Origin of the sequence: Cellvibrio sp. PSBB006, from assembly GCF_002162135.1 — a bacterium.
Lineage (GTDB): Bacteria > Pseudomonadota > Gammaproteobacteria > Pseudomonadales > Cellvibrionaceae > Cellvibrio.
Genome location: NZ_CP021382.1, coordinates 2,601,191 through 2,621,395 on the forward strand (window position 1 = coordinate 2,601,191; position 20,205 = coordinate 2,621,395).

The following is a 20,205-nucleotide window of genomic DNA, read 5'->3' on the forward strand; positions in this document are numbered from 1 at the left end:
CTGCGGTTTACTAAGCATCGTCAAGAACACATTTTCCCAAGCGTTTTCTTCCTACACATTTTTTCCGAACAACAAAGGACCGCAAACATGAAAAAAGCAATCGCATTATCCATGGCTCTTGTCTCATCCGCCAGTCTGCCGTTGGCCGCACAGGCCGACGATATCAAAACAGATGTCAAACAAGCTACCGTATTCACCACGGCCGGTATCCTCGGCGCCATCGCCGGCGGCCCCATCGGTTTGTTTGTCGGCGCCATCGGCGGCGCTTACCTGGGAGATCAAATCGAAAAGGCTGATCAACTTGATGATGCCCAACTGGCCCGGACGGATGCAGAGATGACCATTTCTCATTTGAATACTGAATTGATTGAACGTAGTACAGCACTGGAACAACTGCAACAACACACTTTTGATCAGCTACAACTGCAAGTCCTGTTCCTCACCGGTTCAGACAGCCTGACCGCACAAGGTGAAAAGCAATTGCAGATTCTCGCTGATTTCCTCAACAAGCACCAACACCTGGCGATTCACTTGCACGGCTATGCGGACCCGCGCGGAACGGAAGATTACAACGAAGTCCTATCGCATTATCGCGCAATCTCAGTGAAAGAGGCGCTGGAGATGGCCGGTGTTGATTACGATCGCATTAGCATCACCGCCCATGGAGCCAATCGCGCCAAGACACCGCTCGACAATGCCGACACCTATGCGCTGGAGCGCCGCGTGGATATCGAGATCGTTAACCCACAACCGAATGTCGTTTCCATGCAGTAAGTAACAACACGTCAGTAAGGAATTTATACAAAAGGGATTTTTTAATCAGGTAAGGAGATTTACTACAAGGACGTAAACCTGATGACTTGTTATAACACCAACCAGCGTAAAAAAGGTGATAAAAATTCCTGTTATGTGGTCTATTCGGAAAGCAATCCTCCGCGACACAACAGGGAGACCGGTTTATGGTTTTTATGCAGCGCAATACCAGGCACTCTGCTCCGCCCATCATCACATATTTATTCTGCCTGTTTTTCTTCGCCGCAGCATCCGCCGGTGCGCAGCAAAGTAAAAACCCGCCAATCACCGATAACCCCGATCAACAGCACGATATCGTTCCCGCTGAGCGTATTCCGCTTGATTCCCGAATTTCCGATACTGTCATAGCGCCTGTTTTAGAAGAGGGCCATGCGCTGGTTCGACAATTTACAAAGCCCTGCCGATTTTATTAGTGGGCATTTATCTGATTTTGAATATTACCGGGTTAAATAATCTCGCCACAACCGTCATCGGTGGTACAGGTTTATTGGGTTTGATTATCGGTTTTGCTTTTCGTGACATCGCCGAGAATTTTCTTGCCAGTATTCTGATCAGCCTGCAACGGCCATTTCGTTTGGGCGATACCATTGAGGTATTGAATTTTATCGGTGTCGTTCAGGCGGTGACAACGCGCGTGAAGTTATCTTCCCGCAAGGGATACAGGTGATCGCAAAAAATAAAGCTGAGAAGGATGAACAACGGACATCTGCTGGTACTGAGCAAGTGCCAAGTCAAATGCCGGTGAACAACCAGGCAGTAGTCGAGCATGATCAACAGGAAAATGCCTTATGCACACCAGCGGAAGGCGAGTTAAAAACTGAAACATCTATTATCAAAGAGCAAGCAGAAAAATCCACTCTCGGCGAGGGAAAAACAACTTTATTGAAGTGATGCTACAGGAGACGGCTAATTATCTTTATCAAACCGTACAGGTTCTGACGCGGTTGATACGGCAAACTCCGAAGGCATAATTCGGCGGCCATGCCGCCGGGCATAAACCCGGGTAAATTCCGCACCAAAAAACAGGATCATGCCAGCATATGAAACCCACAACATGATCAGGATAATACTGCCCGCTGCGCCATAGGCAGAACCGGGATCACTGTAGGCAAAGTACAGCCCCAACGCGAATTTAGCGAGCACAAATAACAGGGAAGTGACCAGCGCACCGATCCAGACATCGCGCCACTCAATTTCCACATCCGGTAAAAATTTATAGATCGCAGCAAATAACAAGGTAATAACGCCTAGCGAAATACTCACATCGAGCAGACGGAAAACCACATTGAGTGAACCAGAGAAGTAGGCTGCGACCCAGTTGCTTATCATACTCAACACGGTGGATAGCACGAGCGAGACCAGCAACAGGAAACCGACCACCAGGATCAAACCGAAAGAAAACAAACGATCCATTACCAGCTTGAGCAATTTTCGTTTGGGCTGTGGCTTGACTTCCCACATCAGGTTGAGCGTTTGTTGTAATTGATAAAACACACCGGTTGCACCAAACAGCAAGGTGGCCAGACTGACGATGGATGAAATAGTGAAACCTTTGCTTTGATTTGCATTGGACACGATTGCCTGCACATCCTCGGCAGCCTTGGCGCCGATCAGCGCACGAATCTGTTGATCTATTTCATTGCTGACAGCCTGCTGCTCGAAAAAATAACCCGCCAGGTTGATAATAATAATGAGCAGACCCGGCATCGAAAAAATAGTGTAGTAGGCAATGACGGTACTGTTCCTGAAGGGGTCACGACTAATCCACTGCGAGAAAGTTTCCTTGAGCAGGCTGCCCATATTTTTTACATGCTGTAGCATCATTGCCGGCAGCCTTACTTAGGAAAATATTCGCGTCAGCAACATCAACAATGCCATCACGACCATACTGACATCCTCGATCAGCGAAACCGTACTTAAAGGCACCTTGAGCACCGAACCCATACAAGGGCAATAAATATCGATATTATTTTGCAGCGCGCGGTAAACCCCGAGCGTACCGACACCGAAAACAACAATCGTCAACAGATACGTCAACACCGGGGCAAAAAACGCGAGGTAACTCAGGCCCAGTAATAATTCGATAAAGGGATACATCCAGGCGTAGTAGCTGAATCGCTTTGTCACCAGGTCGTACATCGCAAAACCATCGCGAAAACCTGACAAATCGAATAACTTCAGCATGGCAAAGAGACACAAGGCGATGCCCATATAAAAGTGCATACCCGCCATCGGCGCCATATTCAAACCGCTTTTTAACGCCAGTGCAGCGAGAATCGCAATGGCAATCAACACCATCAAAGGCCAGTAATCGGCGATATTTTTTCCGCGTTGGTCATCGCGTTGATGGTAATCAGCTTGCTCACTCATATCAGGGCTCCTTTTACGACAGAGATAAAGCAGGTTGCATTTTTTATTCCATTTAAAACGCGCTAAACGAAGCGTGCACTTACAGCAAGTAGCTATGGAGGGGAAGATTGGAGGGGGAGACTAAAAAGCAGAAATTTTGTCAGATTTACAAGGGCAGGCTGTAAAAAGAACAATGGGCAAACTACCAACCCGCATTTGTTGGCAGCCTGCCCGGCAGATGAAAGTTTTTAGCCCGCGTAGTCGACCAGAATACTGTACATGCCCAGCGCAATAAATCCCCAGAATAAGACGCCAACCACAATCCATAACCAGTTGATGGGTGTGAACTGGCTGTTGCCGGTCCCCTGTGGATCACTACATGCAGCGTTGGCAGCCAATTGCGCCCGATACAGTGGCCACACCAATACAGGCAACAGCAGGATTGAAGCAATATCAGTCATGGGCGAGCCGATATCTTTTGCCGATAAACGCTCCACCACCGTCTCAACCAGCAAAAGAATAACGTAGCACGTCGCTAACAAACCGGGCGTCCAATTGAACGAAATATTTTTGTCTTTCAAGCGAAAGTCGATTAAATCAAATAAAGAATGGGTAAAAAATATCGAAAAGATTGCCCGAGGAATCGGCCAGATGCTGGAGTCAATATGCTTTTTATGTTGCGCCCAATGCTTATAGAACCAGTAGATGCGATAAATACCCACCGTCATAAAAAACAGCACCAGAAATTTTTGCGGGGAGACCACATAAAAGTGATCATCGGTCTCATCGATCGATGTCGCTTCCAGATCGGCCTCCGGCGTTTTATAGATTTCATTTTCCATTTTTTTCCCCTCTTGATTATCGTAAATATTATTCTTCCGGCGTATCGCCCAGCACCTGAAACCACCGTTCCAGGCGATAGCCTTGCTGATCGATCAATAACAACTTATGCCAACCGGGTTCCAGTGAAACGCTTTGCTCGTGAAAGGTGTTGGTTTCACCCAGGAAGTTATCGTCAAGGTGCCAGTAAAGCGTCATCTCCGGTTGACGATGCACTGCCTGCAAGACGGCGCGACTGCGGCGGCCATCCAGATCTACCGGAATATAAACGCGACTGCCTTCATGAGGATAGAGCAAATCCATCGGTTGATCATCGTCAAGTTCACTGCGCTCCGCCAGGCAGTCCGCTCGCCAGGGTGGCAGGCTGCGATAATCACTGTGGTATTGCCGCCAGAAAAATTCCTGCGCGGGCGGCAACACAAACCAGTCTACTGCTTGCATCTGACTGACGGATTCACAGCGACTATGCACGCGAAATTGTCCCGCCGCATCCAGGTGCACGCGCCGATGATAGGGCGTAACCTGCTGAAAATGGCTATCGACCGGAATAAAAATATCTTGCGCCGTACATTGGCCCCCGGCCAGATAGCCATCGTTACGGCATACGCTCACGGTTTTCAGAGATTGCAGTGGGCGCTCGAACCAACTGCTTGAGCCCAGGCGATCAAATACATCAAAAAGAATCGGCGCAGCACTGGCTTGCCCGCTTAAAAAACTGGCCGCTTCTCCACCGGCATTGCCCACCCAGACACCAACGGTAAAACGGCCATTGCTGCCGATCGCCCAGGCATCGCGCAAGCCATAACTGGTACCGGTTTTCCAGGCGATGGTCTGGCTGCCGGAAAAATCCCGCCACAAATTTTCATTGCCGGGGCGTACCACCTCTACCATCGCTTGCAAGGTCAACCAGGCCGCGCCCTGGTTCAAGGTTGCGTGCGACGATGAGGATGATTTTTCATCGCGCAATACACGAATCGTATTCGGTGATGCGAATGCGCCGTCGCGCGCACTGGCGGTCATGCGTGCATAGATGGAGGTGAGCTCCCACAGCGTGCCTTCCGCACCGCCGAGGATTAATGTCAGCCCATAATCATCCGCCGGACGAAATAAGGTTGTCATGCCCATGGCTTGCAGATGATGGTGAAAACGGCTGATACCGTACTGGCGCAACATGCGCACCGCCGGTACGTTCAGTGAATGCGCCAGCGCGTAATGCGCCGGCACGGCGCCGCGATACTGGCGATCATAATTTTGCGGTTTGTAACCGGCAAATTGCGTGGGAATATCAGACACCAGAGTGGTCGGCAGCAACTCACCATCCTGCAACATCAAACCATACAACAAGGGTTTTAAAATGCTGCCGGTAGAACGCGGCCGCTGAATAATATCCACCTGCGGCGAATAACGCGCCTGGTTTTGCCACGCCTGATTACCCACATAAGCGCGCGTCGTCAAGGTTTGATGATCGATAACCAGCAGCGCAATATTGTTCGCTCCCTCATTGGCCAGTCGCCGACTGTGGCGCTGCGCTATCTGCTGAACATGTTGTTGCAGTTGTGCATCGAGTGTTGAATGTAAGACGGCATCCTGAGGAAATTGTTGTTTGGCGGTGGAGAGAAAATGCGGTGCTGTTTGCGGTAAGGTTTGCGGTCTTTCCGGCAGGGGTTCCAGCAATGCCAATTGCAGATCCAGTGCCGTTAATTTTTTTTGCGCATGCAAACGTTGCAACAAGCGATCACGCTTTGCTTGCAGCACATCCCGTTGGCGTCCCGGGTGAATCAGCGCCGGGCTGTTAGGCAAGACCGCGAGCAACGCAGATTCCGCCCAGGACAACTCTTCCGGTGCCCTGCCAAAATAACGCCAGGCCGCTGCACGCAAGCCAACAATATTGCCACCGAAAGGCGCGTGGCTGGCGTAGTGAATTAGTAATTCATCTTTGCTAAAACGCCACTCCAATTGCAATGCGCGAGCGGCTTCAATGATTTTGCTTGTCAATGTGCGCGGCGGTTCATCGCGCAGCATGCGCGCCAATTGCATGGTGATGGTACTGCCACCACTGGTAACCCGCCCGTCGCGCAGATTGCCCCAGGCCGCGCGCGCAATCGCCAGCGGATCAATACCGGGATGGTGATAAAAACGGCGATCCTCAAATAACAACAATGCCTGCACATATTTTTCCGGCAGCGTCTCAACCGGTGCAAAACGCCATTGCTGATCAGCGGCGATGCTTGCGCCAAGCAAATGTCCCTCGCGATCCAACAGCATCGTGGCATAACTGACACGGGTCAGCTTTTCCGGCAAGGGAGCGAATTGCACAACCAATATCGCCACACCCAGTACCAATACCAGTGCCGCTAACGCAAAACCCTGAAACCCGAAACGCCGATTCATCAATAATTTTTCACCGTTATACATTACCCGTAGGTCGGATTAGCCAAGGGCGTAATCCGACACACATCCACATCAAGACTCGCCTATTCCAGCTTCTCTCTCCCACACCATCTTAACGAAAATTGTTTTGAGTCGCGCCGATGAATAGATTAACGTTGGAACACGGGACATCGGCGCCCGCAATACCAATAAACCCATAACAAGAGAACAACATCATGCGCAAGCTCCTTTTTACTCTCGCATTTCCCGCGCTTCTGGCTGCCTGTAATCCCTCGACGGAAGACCCGTCAAATGAACAAGCCAATGCACAAGCGGCGTCCAGTAGCGGCGCCATACCGGTCACGCTGAAACAGGAAGACGGCCGCTTTCAGATTTATCGCGGTGATCAAGCCTACTTTATTCGCGGCGCCGGAGGCAGCCATAACATTCCATTACTGGCCGCCAGCGGCGGCAACTCCCTGCGCACCTGGGGCACTAACGATGCCGAACGCATCCTCGACGAAGCTCACGAGCACGGCCTGACCGTGATGATGGGACTGCGCCTGGGTCACGAGCGGCATGGCTTTGATTACAACGATGAAGCCGCCGTAGCCAGGCAAAAAGAAGAAGTACGCGAGCAGGTCCTGAAATACAAGGATCACCCCGCACTTCTCGTGTGGGGCCTGGGTAACGAAGTCGACCTGTTTTATACCAACACCAAGGTGTGGTATGCCATCGAAGATATTGCGAAGATGGTGCGCGAACTTGATCCCAATCATTTAATCACGACGGTCACCGCCGGTATTGATGCCGAAAAAGCGCAGCTGATTATGGAACGCGTGCCAAGTATCGATTACCTCAGCGTGAACATTTACGGCGGTCTGGAAACCCTGCCGCAAACCCTGAAAGATATCGGCTGGACTGGCGCCTACGCGGTCACCGAATGGGGCCCTACCGGTCACTGGCAAATTACCAGGACTGATTGGGATGTACCTATCGAGCAAACTACGACTGAAAAAGCAAAATCCTATCGCGAACGTTACGAAGCCGGCGTGCTCGGTGCGCCTGATCAGGCCCTGGGCTCCTACGCCTTTTTATGGGGACAAAAACAGGAAACCACACCAACCTGGTACGGTATGTTTCTGGAATCCGGTGAAGCTACCGAAGTCGTGGATACCATGCAGTTTTTGTGGACCGGCGAGTGGCCCAAAGAGCGCGCGCCGTCTATTCGCAGCTTTTTGATTGATGGAAAAAGGGCGGAAGAGAGTATTTACCTGGAAGCAGGAAAAACCTACACCGCACAGCTTGATGCGTTTCATCCCGACAACGAAGCGTTTACTGTCCGCTGGGAATTTTTACCGGAAAGCACCGACATTCGCGCCGGCGGGGACCCGGAAGCCCGCCCGAAAGCGGTGGAAGGTTTGATTGTAAATGACGATCGGAAAGGAACCCTTGAGTTCAAAGCGCCGGAAGAAGGTGGGCCTTATCGTTTGTTTGCTTACGTGACCAATCGGTTTAATCGAGCCGCCGCCGCGAATGTGCCGTTTTTTGTGCGGTGATTTTTTTGGCGGGTGGGGTGTCGGATTACGCTGCGCTAATCCGACACAACCATGTCAATTCAATAAAACAATCTACTCATTCCCCACCGTCTCCGGCAAATCCACCTCTCCCCCCAATCCTCGTCATAAAATCCCAACTCAACAAATTTACGAAAACTTGAATGCGGCCATTGCGCGGGTGTTTGTGTATAACCGTGTTTTACCGGATTGAAATGAATGTAATCCAGGTGCTGGCGATAATCCCTTTCGTCGCGAATCAAATGTTCCCAAAAACGGTTTTGCCAGATGGGCAATGGTTGTCCGTAAGCTTTCGCAAAACCACTTTTTATCAACCGCCAACGTGTTGAGAAATCGTCATCGTGGGCGGGTAAAGTCCAAATGCAATGGAGGTGGTCGGGCAGGATGACGGCGGCGTCGATATCGAAAGGGTAATTGCGTTTTATGCGCTTGAAGGTTTGACGCAGCAGGAGAACAACATCGGGATGATTAAAGATGGGGTTGCGTTCGTGGGTGACTAGAGTGAAAAAATAACAGCCACCGTTGTGCAGGGCTCTGCGGTATTGCATGGTTCAGTCCTTTGAGTGTTGCGTATTCTGTGTTGAGCGAATATTGCAGAAGTTTTTGTGTGGGTGCAAGTTGGGTGTCGGATTACGCCGCTGCGCGGCTAATTCGACCTACTTTGCGCTCCGTAGGTCGGGTTAGCGTAAGCGTAACCCGACACCGCCCTTGCTCAGAAAGCCTCAATCAAAAAGCTACTCCGCCACAACCTCCACCCAATAGCCTTTGGTCTTCGCGTGAATTTTTTCATCGTACATGGCGTTGGCTTGCCAGCTTGGTAAATAAAATTTACCCGCGTAAGACGCATTTAAAATAACGCGCACCGTCACACTGGTTTGATTGCGGTCGTTGTAGCGGTAGGACCAATAATAATCCCGCCAGAGGCTGAAATAACTCAACACGCGATCATCGCGAATATCCATATAATCCAGGCCTTTCGGCAACTGCGCCCCCTCCAGACGTTCATTGCGAATTTGCCAGCCGCTGGGCATGACCAGCGTGAGCGCGATATCCTCCACGCGATCAACCGGCAAGGTGATAAAGTCGGCGCTGACCGTCACTTCAGCAACAAAATCTGTGCCTTGTATCAACGACTCAACCGACAGCGGCTGATTATCCATCGTCATAAAATCAACCGCGATACTCAAACCATGCTGGCTCGCCACTTCTTCCAGATTCGCAGGAATACCGCGATTGCTTACCAACACGCGAATATTGTGGTCATCATCGTTGCGCACACTGAGTTGACTCTGTTCCAACGGCTGGCGATAAAAAGTTTCTGTCGCCTGGATGTTTTGCCAATTATTGGTCGTATTAATCGCAAAACGCATATCGTCACCTGCACCGGAATGCTGCGCGAATTCGCTCATGGCTAACAATGCCCAGGCCAGGCTCTGGGTGCTGTACCAATTGCCGCTGGATAATTCCGTCGCAATTGCTTCTGCCAATTGCCAGGTTGAATCTTCCTTCGCCTGACCGTTACGAATGCGGGTAATCAACAGGATACTGCGGTCGCGTAATTCTGATCCGTAGGTATAACCGGACACATCGTAATCCGGCACTTGATCACTCGCGTTCGCCAGCACATCCGTTGCCGCATCTTTCAGGCCCATGTGTTGATAGGTTAATGACAACAACCGCATCGCGGTGATGTTGTAACGATTGTCCGTGGGGCGGCGCAACTGCTCGCGCAAACGATTCATTGCCGGCAATTCAGCCTTGTCAGCCAAGGCGAGCGTATATAGCCGATAAGCCGCCACCGTCGCATCATAATCCTGTTGCTGCCCACGATAGCTCCGCGCGAGATCGCGCTGATAATTAATCCACTGATCCAGCAAACCGGTAGGCACCGCGTGGCCGGCACGTTTCGCTTCCAGCAGGAAGTGACCCGCGTAACTGGAGGCCCAATCGTTCACATAACTGGCACCCGGCCAATAACTGAAGCCGCCATTACTCTGCTGAAAACTCGCCAGTTTATTGATTGCCGCACGCACATTTTTCTCGATGTCCGCCGTCTGCGCCTCATTCAAATTAACCAGTTTGGATAAACGCAATTGTGGAAACGCTGCCGACACCGTTTGCTCCAGACAACCGTGCGGATAACCAATTAAATAATCCAACCGCTTCTCCAGGTTCAGCGGCGGCAAGGTGCTCACCTCCAGCGTGGTTTGGTTAGTACCGGCCATGCCGTGGGGCGTTAAGGGTGACTGCCAGGTTTCGCCGGGCGCAAGCAATTTGCTTTCCCAGATAACCGAGGGCGGATTCGCCGCACGGGATTCAATAAAGATTTCCTGGGTCGCTGTTTCGTCACCGCTGCGCGCCGTTACCAGCACCCGCCCTTTGCCGATGCGATCATTGACCTTCAAGCGCAGGCTCGCAATCGCATCACCGGGGCTATCGAATTTCAGGTTGGTGTTGTTATCAATCACCGTAAAAATTTCATTGGTTTCAACCTCAACCCTTACGTCTTTAATGGCCACATCGCTGACAAAAACATTCACCGGCAAGGTCACATCTTCACCCGGACCAACCACACGCGGCAAGGTGGCGAATAACACCAAAGGTTGCGTTACCGTTACCGATTTTTCTGTGCTGCCGTAGGCGTTGACTTCACCTTCATCGCCCGCCACAACCATCACCCGCACAGCGCCCATGTAGGGCGGCAAGGTAATTTTATGATCGCGCGTTTCTTTTGCATTTAGCGTAAAGGGCCCCATAAATTTCACGATGGGCGGAAAGCGACGTTCACGGCGTTTATTGTCTGCCTCTTTGTCGGCGTCACTACCACCGATAGCGAGCACACGTTCCAGCGATGCGCCATAAGCACCAACGACCTGATCAAATAAATCCCAGGTCATAACGCCCAGCGCTTCGCGGCGATAAAAATATTGATGTGCTTTGGGTACATTGAAACCGGTCAACCCCAATAAACCCTCATCCACTATCGCCAGGGTATATGTCATCGTCCGTTGATTTTTTTCACTGACACTGACGGTAAATTCAGTCTCCGGGCGCACCTCGTCGGGAACATCGACTTCTGGTTGTAATTGCGTGGCAGGATCTTCCACCAGCAGCGGCACTATGCCGTACAAACGCATGGGCGCATCGGTTTCGCGCGCTTGATGTGGCAACAACAGCGCAACATTGACGTAAGCATTGGGGGCCATATCGGCGGTAATCGGAATACTGATTTCTGTTTGATCTGGCTTTAGATCGAGCCAGCGATGTTCGAGCACGCGGCTGCCATTTTCCAGGCTTAACAGAACGCGGCCCTGTTGACTCTGCGGCAAACGCACAATAGCCGTTTCGCCGACCTGATATTTTTCTTTATCCGTAGTGAGCATCAACTGTGTGGCGGAATCCGGATTCTTTTGTTCACTCCAGCTCCAGCCGAGATACACCACCTGCCCCGCGCAATGATCGCCCTGCACATCACACACGCGGATTAAATGGCGTCCCCATTCATACGTATTTTTAGCCAGCGTCCAGCGTGCGCGGCCACTATTATCCGTGGTGAGTTTTGCCTGACTTACCGGCGTATGATTTTGATTGCCGACATAACTGGCAAGATCCTCACTTTCCTGATCCCACCACCAACGCCAACCAATTTCATACACCGTTACATCCAATTGCCGGTTTGCCAGGGTTTTGCCATCGCGCCCCAGGGTCACAAAAGTGACTTCATGGTCTGACTCGCGACTGATCGCATCCTGATAACCGTCGCCCTTGGGCACCATCACGCCAACCCAATTGTCGTAGGGCAATAAATCAAAGCGGCGCAGCGTGGTGCTGAAATTACCGCTCTCTTCAAACACGCGTGTGACGAAAGTGGCAGACAACATACCGGGCGGCGGTGACTCCACCGGTACATTCAAGGGAAATTGCGCACGGCCCTGGGCATTTAATTTTCCATCAAAGACTTTTTGTGAACTGCCTTCAAAGCTGCGCGCCGGATCATCGAAGCTGAACTGATCAAAGCCATCAAAGCGCGTTACCTTGCTACTGAGTTTGACTTCCGAATCGGCCTTCAATTGATTGGCCACCGCGCCGTGTAACCATTGCCCGAAGAGCTCCACCTGCGACGGCATAGTGGACAGGCGCAATGGCGTTTCGCTGAGTGTTAAATCCACCTTCAAACGGTTGGGCGTGATGGTTTCGACCTTAAGAATTTTATCGAAGTAACGGTTGCCCACATGCACCACCGCTCGCCAGTTTCCTGTCGGTGCGGTTTCTTCCGTGCGCAACTGAAAGGTGTAGAAATTATTCACCGGCTGCACATTGGTCTGGCTGGTGACTTTGTTGCCGCGCGGATCGAACAAATCCAGTTTGACCGGATGATCATCAGGTAATAATTTCTCTTTGTCCTGCAAGATAAACGTCAGGAAGATATCATCCCCCGGTCGCCAGACATCGCGTTCGCCGTAGATAAATCCTTTCAAGCCGCCTTTGACATTTTCGCCCGCCACATCAAATTGGTTGGTGGGCAGCGCTTCGTTGCGCGGGATGCGTAAAAAGCCGAGTTTTTTGTCGCGCTCCGCCGTGACATAAAAAGGTGTGCCATCGGTGGTGACCTCGGCCATACCGTATTGGTCCGTTTGGGCAGAGCCGATCACCTGTTGTTGAAAATTAAATACGTTGATTTTGCTGTTCGCCAAAGGCGCCGCGTCGTTTAATCCGGTGGTGATCACATGCAATTTATTATCGGCACCGCGCTTGGCCATGATGCCGATGTTGGACACCATAAACGTGCGGCCGCTGCTGACATTATCGCCGTAAGCGTAGTAGGCATCATGGCAGGGGTTATTGCGTTCACTGTAATTCCAGTATCCACTGGACTCGTAATATTGGCGATACCAATCCGGTTCCTGTTCGCGCGCATAATAATCCACACCATCGTAGTCTTCCGGCATCGCCGCAGTGGGCTCGACCGGACGCTCACTCTCACATTCATAAATGGCGTTGCTGCGATCCACACGCAATTCAATACGCACCAATCCATCGGGATGCTGCGCCATTAATTCCGTTAAATCGAGATGAAAACGTTGCGCGGCTTCGCGGGGAATGTCGGGCAGGCGGTAGGTTTTACGCCACAAATAACGGCCGGTACTGGTGTCGGCTACATTCGCGGTGAGATTGTAGCGCTGTAAAAATTGGCCGATGTTGTTGGCATAAACTTTAAACGCGATGACCTGTACCGAGTCCACCCCCACGGCTTCAAAAGGCACCGAGATTTGTGAGGCCGGTGGCAGGATGCTGCTATTGCCCACAAAATTAACCGCCGGTTTTGCCACGGCCATCATCAAGGTGTGGTGATAATCCTCCGGCAGATTTTTTTGCTGGCTGCTGCGCAATAATTCAGACACCACCAGCTCCGCTTCACCACTCAACGGCTGCGCGGGATAAACCCGCAACCGACTGCCGTCCACTTGTGCTCGCACATTTTCCTGATCAGCCAGGCGCACCAGGCCGCGCAGATTTTGTCGCGCATCCAGCGGCTCGGAAAAATTCACCTCTACATAAGTATCAGGATGGCGCACGACCCGTGCGTGGGTTACCAGAAATTGATTGATGGCGGGCACCGTGATATCGCGCGCACCTTTTTCGTCGGAGCCGATCGCACTGCCATCCCATTCAAGGCGCAAACTGGCCGCTTCGGCAGTGCGGGGAATATCCGCCAAGGTAAAGTCGTAGGTTTTATTATCGCTCTGCGCTTGCCAGCTAACCGGCAAGGTATTTCCCGCCAGACTCGCGCGCAGAATATTTTCTACCGCTTTGGGGTCAGCACGGTCGGTGGTAATCAGCTGACCACGCAAAGTCATCTGCTCCGTGTTTTCCTGACTGACCAGACCATCGATCTTTAGATCGAAATCCTGTTTGATGGTATGCACCTGCACCACAAAAGGCGGCAGATCTTTGTCCACACCTTGTAGTTTTTTATTGCGCAGCGTGAGGGTAAGTTGACGATCATTGGGCAGGCGCGTGCCGGGGGTAATACGCAATTCATCGGTGGCGGTGAAGAGCGCGATCAGCGGATGGTCTGGCGTTAATGACACCAAGCCCTCCACCGGTTGATTCAGCTGCTGCTCATCCACCACCGGATGGCTGAAACGGATAATCAGCGGTGCGTCCGTCGCAATCCAGCGTTTGGGGTAGTCAACAATATGCGCATCCCAGGCAGATGCCGTTGCCTCTTCTGTTGGTGCCTCGGCGGGCGGCGTGCGATCACAAGCAGTGACAATAAACAGAACATTGAACAGAACAGTAAGCAGAACAAAAAGTCTGCGGGCAGTCATTAACATCATTGCCGATTCCTTGTCGGTGGTGTGTCAGTGTGAAACTTTTTTGGAATATTTCAGGTCGCGTAACAGTATGGTTCAGACTGCCGCTAATATCGTTTGGTTGCACCACAAAATGTGGCTTTATTCCGCATCCAGTTCCCGTTTCAACAACAGTCTCGCAGCAGGGATCAATTCATCCGCCTGTTCTCGTTCGTCTTTGGTGAGAATTTTGTAACCGCGCGGTTGGCGGACAACGGCATCCCACCAGGGCCAGCCATAACCCCAGCGGTAGGTCGTGATCCAGTAGGGGCTGCCGCCCCAGCGGACATTGCTGTAGACAAAATTACCCAGCATGGGTGTGGCGGCCTCGCTGATACACAGCTCAAGCCGCCGATCCGAGAGTTCGCGTTGTTTCTCGGTGCCACCGAGCCAGTAATCAAAATCATGGGCCACACAGCAATGGCGCCAGCGCGGTAGATCACCGGGCAGGCCATCGAGCATCATGCTGCAACCGTCGGTACTGAACGGCATCAGCGTGTTAACTTGCGCCATTGCCGATGCGCCAAGCAATAACAGTGTGCCCAAGCCTGTCCTGATGGCTTTCATGGTGATTTCTGTCTCCTGATCGGCTGCTGACAGCCCCCGGCTGGTGTAAACGCTCCGGCATTGTACAATAGCCGCCTTTGACTCCGCCGCTCACCGCCCTGGACCTTGCTATGAACGAGAAAAAAACCACCCATTTTGGTTTTGAAGAAGTCGCCGTTGACGAAAAAGCCGGACGCGTAGCTGACGTGTTTCATTCGGTCGCCGCCAAATACGATGTGATGAACGACCTGATGTCCGGCGGTATCCACCGCTTGTGGAAGCGCTTCACCATTGAAGTCTCAGCGGTGCGCAGCGGCCATAAAGTGCTCGACATTGCCGGCGGCACCGGCGACCTGAGTTACCAGTTCGCCAAGCGCGTCGGCAGCGAAGGCCTGGTGGTGTTGGCGGATATCAACGAATCCATGCTCAACGTGGGCCGCGACCGGCTGATTGATCGCGGTGTCGCGGGCAATATCCAGTTTGCCCAGGCCGATGCCCAATACCTGCCCTTCCCGGACAATACTTTTGATTGCATCACCATCGCCTTCGGCCTGCGCAATGTCACCGACAAAGACCTGGCACTGCGCGCCATGCTGCGCGTACTCAAACCCGGCGGCCGCCTGCTGGTGCTGGAATTTTCCAAGCCGCAGAACAGCCTGCTGGAAAAGGTTTACGACACCTATTCATTCAAAGTCCTGCCGCTCATGGGCCGCTTAATTACCAACGACGCCGACAGCTACCGCTACCTCGCCGAATCCATCCGCATGCACCCCGACCAGGCGACCCTGAAGGCCATGATGGAAGACGCCGGTTTTGTGAATACCGAATACCACAACATGACCGGCGGCATCGTCGCGCTGCACAAAGGGATCAAACCCTGATGGACGCCACCCTCTCCACGGCGGCTCTCGCCGGACTGGAAAAGCTCATCAACACCGCCCTGCGCTATGATCCGGGCACCCGCATCGCCTTGACGAGCCTGGCCGATCAGGTACTGGCCATCCAGGTCACCGCGCCGGCATTTACGGTTTACCTCACGCCCGACGACGCGGGTATTTGCCTCATGGGCCATTGGGAAGGTGAAGTCCATACCCGCTTGCGCGGCTCCCTGCCTGCCCTGGCGCGCCTTGCACGCAGTGAACAGACGACCTTTGCTGACAGTGGTGTAGAGGTGATTGGTAACACGGGGTTGCTGGTGGATTTGCAGCGCCTGCTGAAAAATCTGGATATCGATTGGGAAGAAGCGTTGACGGAAATTGTTGGCGATGTGGTGGGACACCAGGGCGCGGAGATGCTGCGCAGCGGCGCGCGTTATACGCAGGATCGTGCCGGTGAAGCGAAGCGTTTGGTGAGTGAGTTTTTGACCGAAGAACTAGGCACATTACCTTCCAGAAATGAATTGGAAGGGTTTTATCAGGATGTGGATGATCTGCGGTTGCAGGCGGATCGTTTGGAAGCGCGGATCAAAGAGTTTTTACAGCACGGCAAAAACGGTTGATGGTATGGGATCGGGTGAAGGCGGGGGAGACACGCCGTAAATACATCCCTGTAGGCTCAACACCCGCATCCCTGCGGGTGATGGTCTCCCCCACCTTCACCCGATCCCCGGCGAACACCGCGGTTTCTGAAGATTGGGTTATGTCTCTTTCCAAATTAATTAATAAAGGATTCACGTGATCGTATTGCTTCGTCTACTGACTATCCTGCGTGTTTTCCTGCGCTATCGTCTGGATCAAATTTTGCCGACCGAACAACTATCGTTCGGTATGCGGTTGTTGTTACTGCCCTGCAAATTATTTCCCACGCCTTCCCTGAATCGCGGTGAACGCTTGCGGCGGGCGTTTGAAGATCTGGGGCCGATCTTTATTAAATTTGGTCAGTTACTCTCTACCCGCCCGGATTTGATTCCCGACGATATCGTGCGTGAGCTCAATCACCTGCAAGACAATGTTAAACCCTTTGATGCCAATCAATTTCGCGCGTTGGTGGAGTTGGCGTTGGGTGCGAAGGTCGAAGATATTTTTCTGGAGTACGAACAGGAGCCGTTGGCATCGGCGTCGGTTGCGCAGGTGCATGGTGCGGTGTTGAAGGACGGGCAGCGGGTGGTGATCAAAATTATCCGTCCTGGTATCGAACGCATTATCGAGCAGGACGTACAGCTGCTGTTGCACCTCGCGAAGCTCGTTGAAAAACACAGCCGCGACGGCAAGCGCCTGCGCCCGGTTGAAGTGGTGGAAGATTATCGCATCACCATCTTTGATGAGCTGGACCTGCAACGCGAAGCTGCCAACGCGTCACAGTTGCGCCGCAACTTTGCCAAGTCGCCCTTGTTGTATGTGCCGGAAATTTACTGGGATTACACACGCAACAATATTCTGGTGATGGAGCGCATCCACGGTATTCCGGTCACTGATATTGCCGCATTGAATGCGCAGAATACCAACATGAAAAAATTGGCCGAGCGCGGCGTAGAGATTTTTTTCACGCAGGTGTTCGAGCATAATTTTTTCCATGCGGACATGCACCCCGGCAATATCTTTGTGGCGGAGGAGCATCCCGAGTTACCGCAATATATTGCGGTGGATATGGCCATCGTCGGCTCGCTGACGCGGGAGGATCAATATTATCTGGCGCGCAATCTGCTGGCGATGTTCCGCCGCGATTATCGCCAGGTTGCCGAGCTGCATGTGCAAAGCGGTTGGGTGCCGGTCCACACGCGTGTGGAAGAGTTGGAAGCGGCAGTGCGTACCGTGTGCGAACCGATCTTTGAAAAGCCGCTAAAAGATATTTCCTTCGGCCATGTGCTGATCAGCCTGTTCCGCACCGCGCGCCGCTTTGATATGGAAGTGCAACCGCAATTGGTGTTGCTGCAAAAAACCTTACTGAATATCGAAGGGCTGGGCCGCCAGCTTTATCCGGATCTGGATCTCTGGACCACGGCGCATCCGTTCCTCGAACGCTGGCTGAAGAAACGTTTCCACCCCACCATCTTGTGGAGCGAATTAAAACGCTACGCGCCGGAGTGGATGGAAAAATTTCCGCAGGTGCCGCACCTGGTGTTTAACAGCCTGGAGCAATTGCAGAATCTCGGAGAGGTTGCGCCGCAACTGCAGGAGCTTCGCATGCAGTTGGATATCAATGAACGTAAACGCATCCATCGGCGTCGCCGTGCGGTCATTGCGTTACTGGCATTCGGCGGTGCAATAGCCATTGCCTGGCCCGACATTGGCGATGCGGTATTGCGCTCGGTGGATGATGTTACGCAGATGGATATTCCTGTGGGCAGTTATATTCTTGCCACCATCGGTGCAGCGGCATTGTGGTTCCGTCGGTGAGTATTTTGTAGGTTGGCTTAGCACAAGCGTAAGCCAACGCGGTGTCGGAAAATGGGTTGTGCTTGAAATAAGGCACACATTGCTTGGGGATTTGTTTGTCGGATTACGGCCTGCAGCCTAATTCGACGTGATGATGTATGGTTATTTATTTTAAAATTTTATTGTTTATCGCGATGTGCGCCTTGCCGATTTTCGGTGCGCGCGATATGTGGCTGCGTCTGGATTTTATCTGGCCTGCGGTGATTTACAGCGTGCTTAGCCTGATCACTTTTTTAATCTATCGCAGCGATAATTGCCGTGCGCAACAAGGCGAGCGTCGCTTCTCTGAAAAATCCCTGCAATTATTTGCGCTGCTGGGCGGCTGGCCCGGTGCGCTGCTCGCGCAACAATTATTTCGTCACAAAACCCGCAAAGTTTCGTTTCAGCTTTTATTCTGGTTCATCGTTTCGCTGCATCTCGCGTTCTGGTGCGACTGGTTTTTATCCGGCGGTCATTATTCCTCATTAGTGCTGAAATTCCTGATGGGCCGCTAAGCTTTTTCACTTCTGCATCACACCTGTTCTGCTGTCACCGGATTCATGTTAGCTAGAGCACTGACATGTCCCGGTGCTCCGTCCTAGCATCACCTGACTGCCATTCGCGCGCGCTGTATACAGCGTGAAATGCACTCGGTTAACAGGATGTAATGATGACCCATTCGCTGCAAGATTCCGCCGCGCCTCGCGCAACCGGTCGCCCCGTGTATCTGGTGGATGGTGCGCGCACGCCTTTTTTGAAAGCGCGCGGCAAACCCGGTCCGTTTTCGCCGGTGGATCTGGCGGTGCAGTGCGGGCGCCCATTGCTGTTGCGTCTGGATATCCCCGCCGATGCTTTTGACCAGGTGATCCTCGGCTGCGTCAATGTGGTGGCGGGCGAGATGAACCCCGCGCGCATTGCGGCGCTGCGTTTGGGTATGGGTGAAGCCATGACGGCTTTTACCGTACAGATCAATTGCGGTTCCGGTATGCAGTCCGTGGATACTGCCTTTCGTTATATCCGTGAAGGCTCGGCAGATTTGATTCTCGCCGGCGGTACCGAAGCCCTGAGTCACGCGCCCATGGTGCTGGAGGACGAGGCGGTGGAGTGGCTGGCCGGCGTGCAGCAAGCCAAAAGCCTTGCGGATCGCCTGCACCAACTCACGCACTTCAAGCCAGGCTTCCTTAAGCCGGTCATCAGTTTGAAACGGGGCCTGACAGATCCCATCGCCGAGTTGAACATGGGGCAAACTGCCGAAGTAATCGCTCACTTATTTAATATCACGCGCCTGCAGGCGGACGAATACGCCGTATCCAGCCATCACCGGCTGGCCCGCGCACAACAGGAAGGCTGGCTCAAACAGGAAGTCTTACCCGTCTTCAGCGATGCCGGGGAATTGTTCGAAGACGATGACGGCGTGCGGCCCGACAGCTCGCTGGAGTCCCTGACCAAACTGAAGCCGGTATTCGAAGCACCTTACGGCAAGGTCACGGCCGGCAATAGCTCGCAAATTACCGACGGCGCTTCCTGGCTGGTGCTGGCCTCGGAAGAGGCGGTACAGAAATACCAACTCACCCCCAGGGCGGTAATCCTCGACAGCGACTGGGCTGCGCTCGACCCGGCGATCATGGGCCTGGGGCCGGTCCTCAGTTGCTCCAGCCTGCTGACGCGCAACCAACTGGCGCTGGATGATATTGACCTGTGGGAACTCAACGAAGCCTTCGCGGCACAGGTGCTCGCCTGTCTGGCCGCCTTCAACGACGCCGATTTCTGCCGCACCGCATTGGGTCGCGAAACCCCTTGGGGGCTGATTGATCGCAACCGGCTGAATATCGACGGCGGCGCCGTCAGCCTAGGCCACCCGGTGGGCACCAGCGGCAACCGGATCGTCCTGCATCTGATGAATGCCATGCAGCGCAACGGGTTCAAACGTGGCATCGCCACAGAATGTATTGGCGGCGGACAATCCGGCGCTATGTTGATTGAAGCAGTCTAGGGAGTACC

Annotated in this window: 17 protein-coding genes; 10 read left to right on the plus strand and 7 right to left on the minus strand. The window is 52.7% G+C overall.

The window, feature by feature from the left end:
* Positions 1-87 precede the first annotated feature (87 nt).
* From CBR65_RS10830 to CBR65_RS10845, 4 genes are all read left to right on the plus strand, one after another.
* Complete coding sequence (locus CBR65_RS10830) at positions 88-774, plus strand: OmpA family protein (RefSeq protein ID WP_087466862.1); 687 nt, start codon at positions 88-90, stop codon at positions 772-774.
* 185 nt (positions 775-959) lie between these two features.
* Complete coding sequence (locus CBR65_RS10835) at positions 960-1,226, plus strand: hypothetical protein (RefSeq protein ID WP_087466863.1); 267 nt, start codon at positions 960-962, stop codon at positions 1,224-1,226.
* A complete protein-coding gene (locus tag CBR65_RS10840; protein WP_232461419.1) occupies positions 1,226-1,480 on the plus strand; it encodes a mechanosensitive ion channel domain-containing protein in 255 nt (84 codons plus the stop codon). The genes CBR65_RS10835 and CBR65_RS10840 overlap by 1 nt, the downstream gene beginning before the upstream one ends.
* Positions 1,477-1,704, plus strand: coding sequence for a hypothetical protein (locus tag CBR65_RS10845; RefSeq protein ID WP_087466865.1), 228 nt, complete (start codon positions 1,477-1,479; stop codon positions 1,702-1,704). Before CBR65_RS10840 ends, CBR65_RS10845 begins: the two co-directional genes overlap by 4 nt.
* A gap of 15 nt (positions 1,705-1,719) precedes the next feature.
* Here CBR65_RS10845 and CBR65_RS10850 read toward each other — a convergent pair whose 3' ends face one another.
* The 4 genes from CBR65_RS10850 to pbpC all read right to left on the minus strand — a co-directional run bounded on the left by CBR65_RS10850 (position 1,720) and on the right by pbpC (position 6,393).
* Positions 1,720-2,637: a YihY/virulence factor BrkB family protein gene (locus CBR65_RS10850; protein ID WP_087466866.1), complete on the minus strand. Its 918-nt coding sequence runs from the start codon at positions 2,635-2,637 to the stop codon at positions 1,720-1,722.
* A gap of 15 nt (positions 2,638-2,652) precedes the next feature.
* Positions 2,653-3,183, minus strand: coding sequence for a MauE/DoxX family redox-associated membrane protein (locus tag CBR65_RS10855; RefSeq protein WP_087466867.1), 531 nt, complete (start codon positions 3,181-3,183; stop codon positions 2,653-2,655).
* Between the two features lie 227 nt (positions 3,184-3,410).
* Positions 3,411-4,004: a hypothetical protein gene (locus CBR65_RS10860; protein ID WP_087466868.1), complete on the minus strand. Its 594-nt coding sequence runs from the start codon at positions 4,002-4,004 to the stop codon at positions 3,411-3,413.
* Positions 4,005-4,032: 28 nt separating this feature from the next.
* Positions 4,033-6,393 (minus strand): penicillin-binding protein 1C, encoded by a 2,361-nt coding sequence (gene pbpC, locus CBR65_RS10865; protein ID WP_087469025.1) that lies wholly within the window; start codon positions 6,391-6,393, stop codon positions 4,033-4,035.
* A gap of 215 nt (positions 6,394-6,608) precedes the next feature.
* On the opposite strand from pbpC, the gene CBR65_RS10870 reads away from it, so the two are divergent.
* Positions 6,609-7,931 (plus strand): glycoside hydrolase family 2 TIM barrel-domain containing protein, encoded by a 1,323-nt coding sequence (locus tag CBR65_RS10870; RefSeq protein ID WP_087466869.1) that lies wholly within the window; start codon positions 6,609-6,611, stop codon positions 7,929-7,931.
* 59 nt (positions 7,932-7,990) lie between these two features.
* On the opposite strand, the gene CBR65_RS10875 is transcribed toward CBR65_RS10870, so the two are convergent.
* The 3 genes from CBR65_RS10875 to CBR65_RS10885 all read right to left on the minus strand — a co-directional run bounded on the left by CBR65_RS10875 (position 7,991) and on the right by CBR65_RS10885 (position 14,872).
* Entirely contained in the window at positions 7,991-8,497 is a 507-nt protein-coding gene (locus tag CBR65_RS10875) for a transposase (RefSeq protein ID WP_087466870.1), read from the minus strand.
* 186 nt (positions 8,498-8,683) lie between these two features.
* Positions 8,684-14,290 (minus strand): alpha-2-macroglobulin, encoded by a 5,607-nt coding sequence (locus CBR65_RS10880; RefSeq protein WP_087466871.1) that lies wholly within the window; start codon positions 14,288-14,290, stop codon positions 8,684-8,686.
* Positions 14,291-14,407: 117 nt separating this feature from the next.
* Positions 14,408-14,872 (minus strand): hypothetical protein, encoded by a 465-nt coding sequence (locus CBR65_RS10885; protein ID WP_087466872.1) that lies wholly within the window; start codon positions 14,870-14,872, stop codon positions 14,408-14,410.
* 110 nt (positions 14,873-14,982) lie between these two features.
* Here CBR65_RS10885 and ubiE point away from each other — a divergent pair, with 110 nt between their 5' ends.
* From ubiE to CBR65_RS10910, 5 genes are all read left to right on the plus strand, one after another.
* Positions 14,983-15,732: a bifunctional demethylmenaquinone methyltransferase/2-methoxy-6-polyprenyl-1,4-benzoquinol methylase UbiE gene (gene ubiE / locus CBR65_RS10890; protein ID WP_087466873.1), complete on the plus strand. Its 750-nt coding sequence runs from the start codon at positions 14,983-14,985 to the stop codon at positions 15,730-15,732.
* Positions 15,732-16,349, plus strand: coding sequence for an SCP2 domain-containing protein (locus CBR65_RS10895; RefSeq protein WP_087466874.1), 618 nt, complete (start codon positions 15,732-15,734; stop codon positions 16,347-16,349). Before ubiE ends, CBR65_RS10895 begins: the two co-directional genes overlap by 1 nt.
* 175 nt (positions 16,350-16,524) lie before the next feature.
* A complete protein-coding gene (gene ubiB, locus CBR65_RS10900) occupies positions 16,525-18,186 on the plus strand; it encodes a ubiquinone biosynthesis regulatory protein kinase UbiB (protein ID WP_087466875.1) in 1,662 nt (553 codons plus the stop codon).
* Positions 18,187-18,323: 137 nt separating this feature from the next.
* Positions 18,324-18,719, plus strand: coding sequence for a DUF1294 domain-containing protein (locus tag CBR65_RS10905; RefSeq protein WP_087466876.1), 396 nt, complete (start codon positions 18,324-18,326; stop codon positions 18,717-18,719).
* A gap of 155 nt (positions 18,720-18,874) precedes the next feature.
* A complete protein-coding gene (locus tag CBR65_RS10910; protein ID WP_087466877.1) occupies positions 18,875-20,197 on the plus strand; it encodes an acetyl-CoA C-acetyltransferase in 1,323 nt (440 codons plus the stop codon).
* Positions 20,198-20,205: the final 8 nt, after the last annotated feature.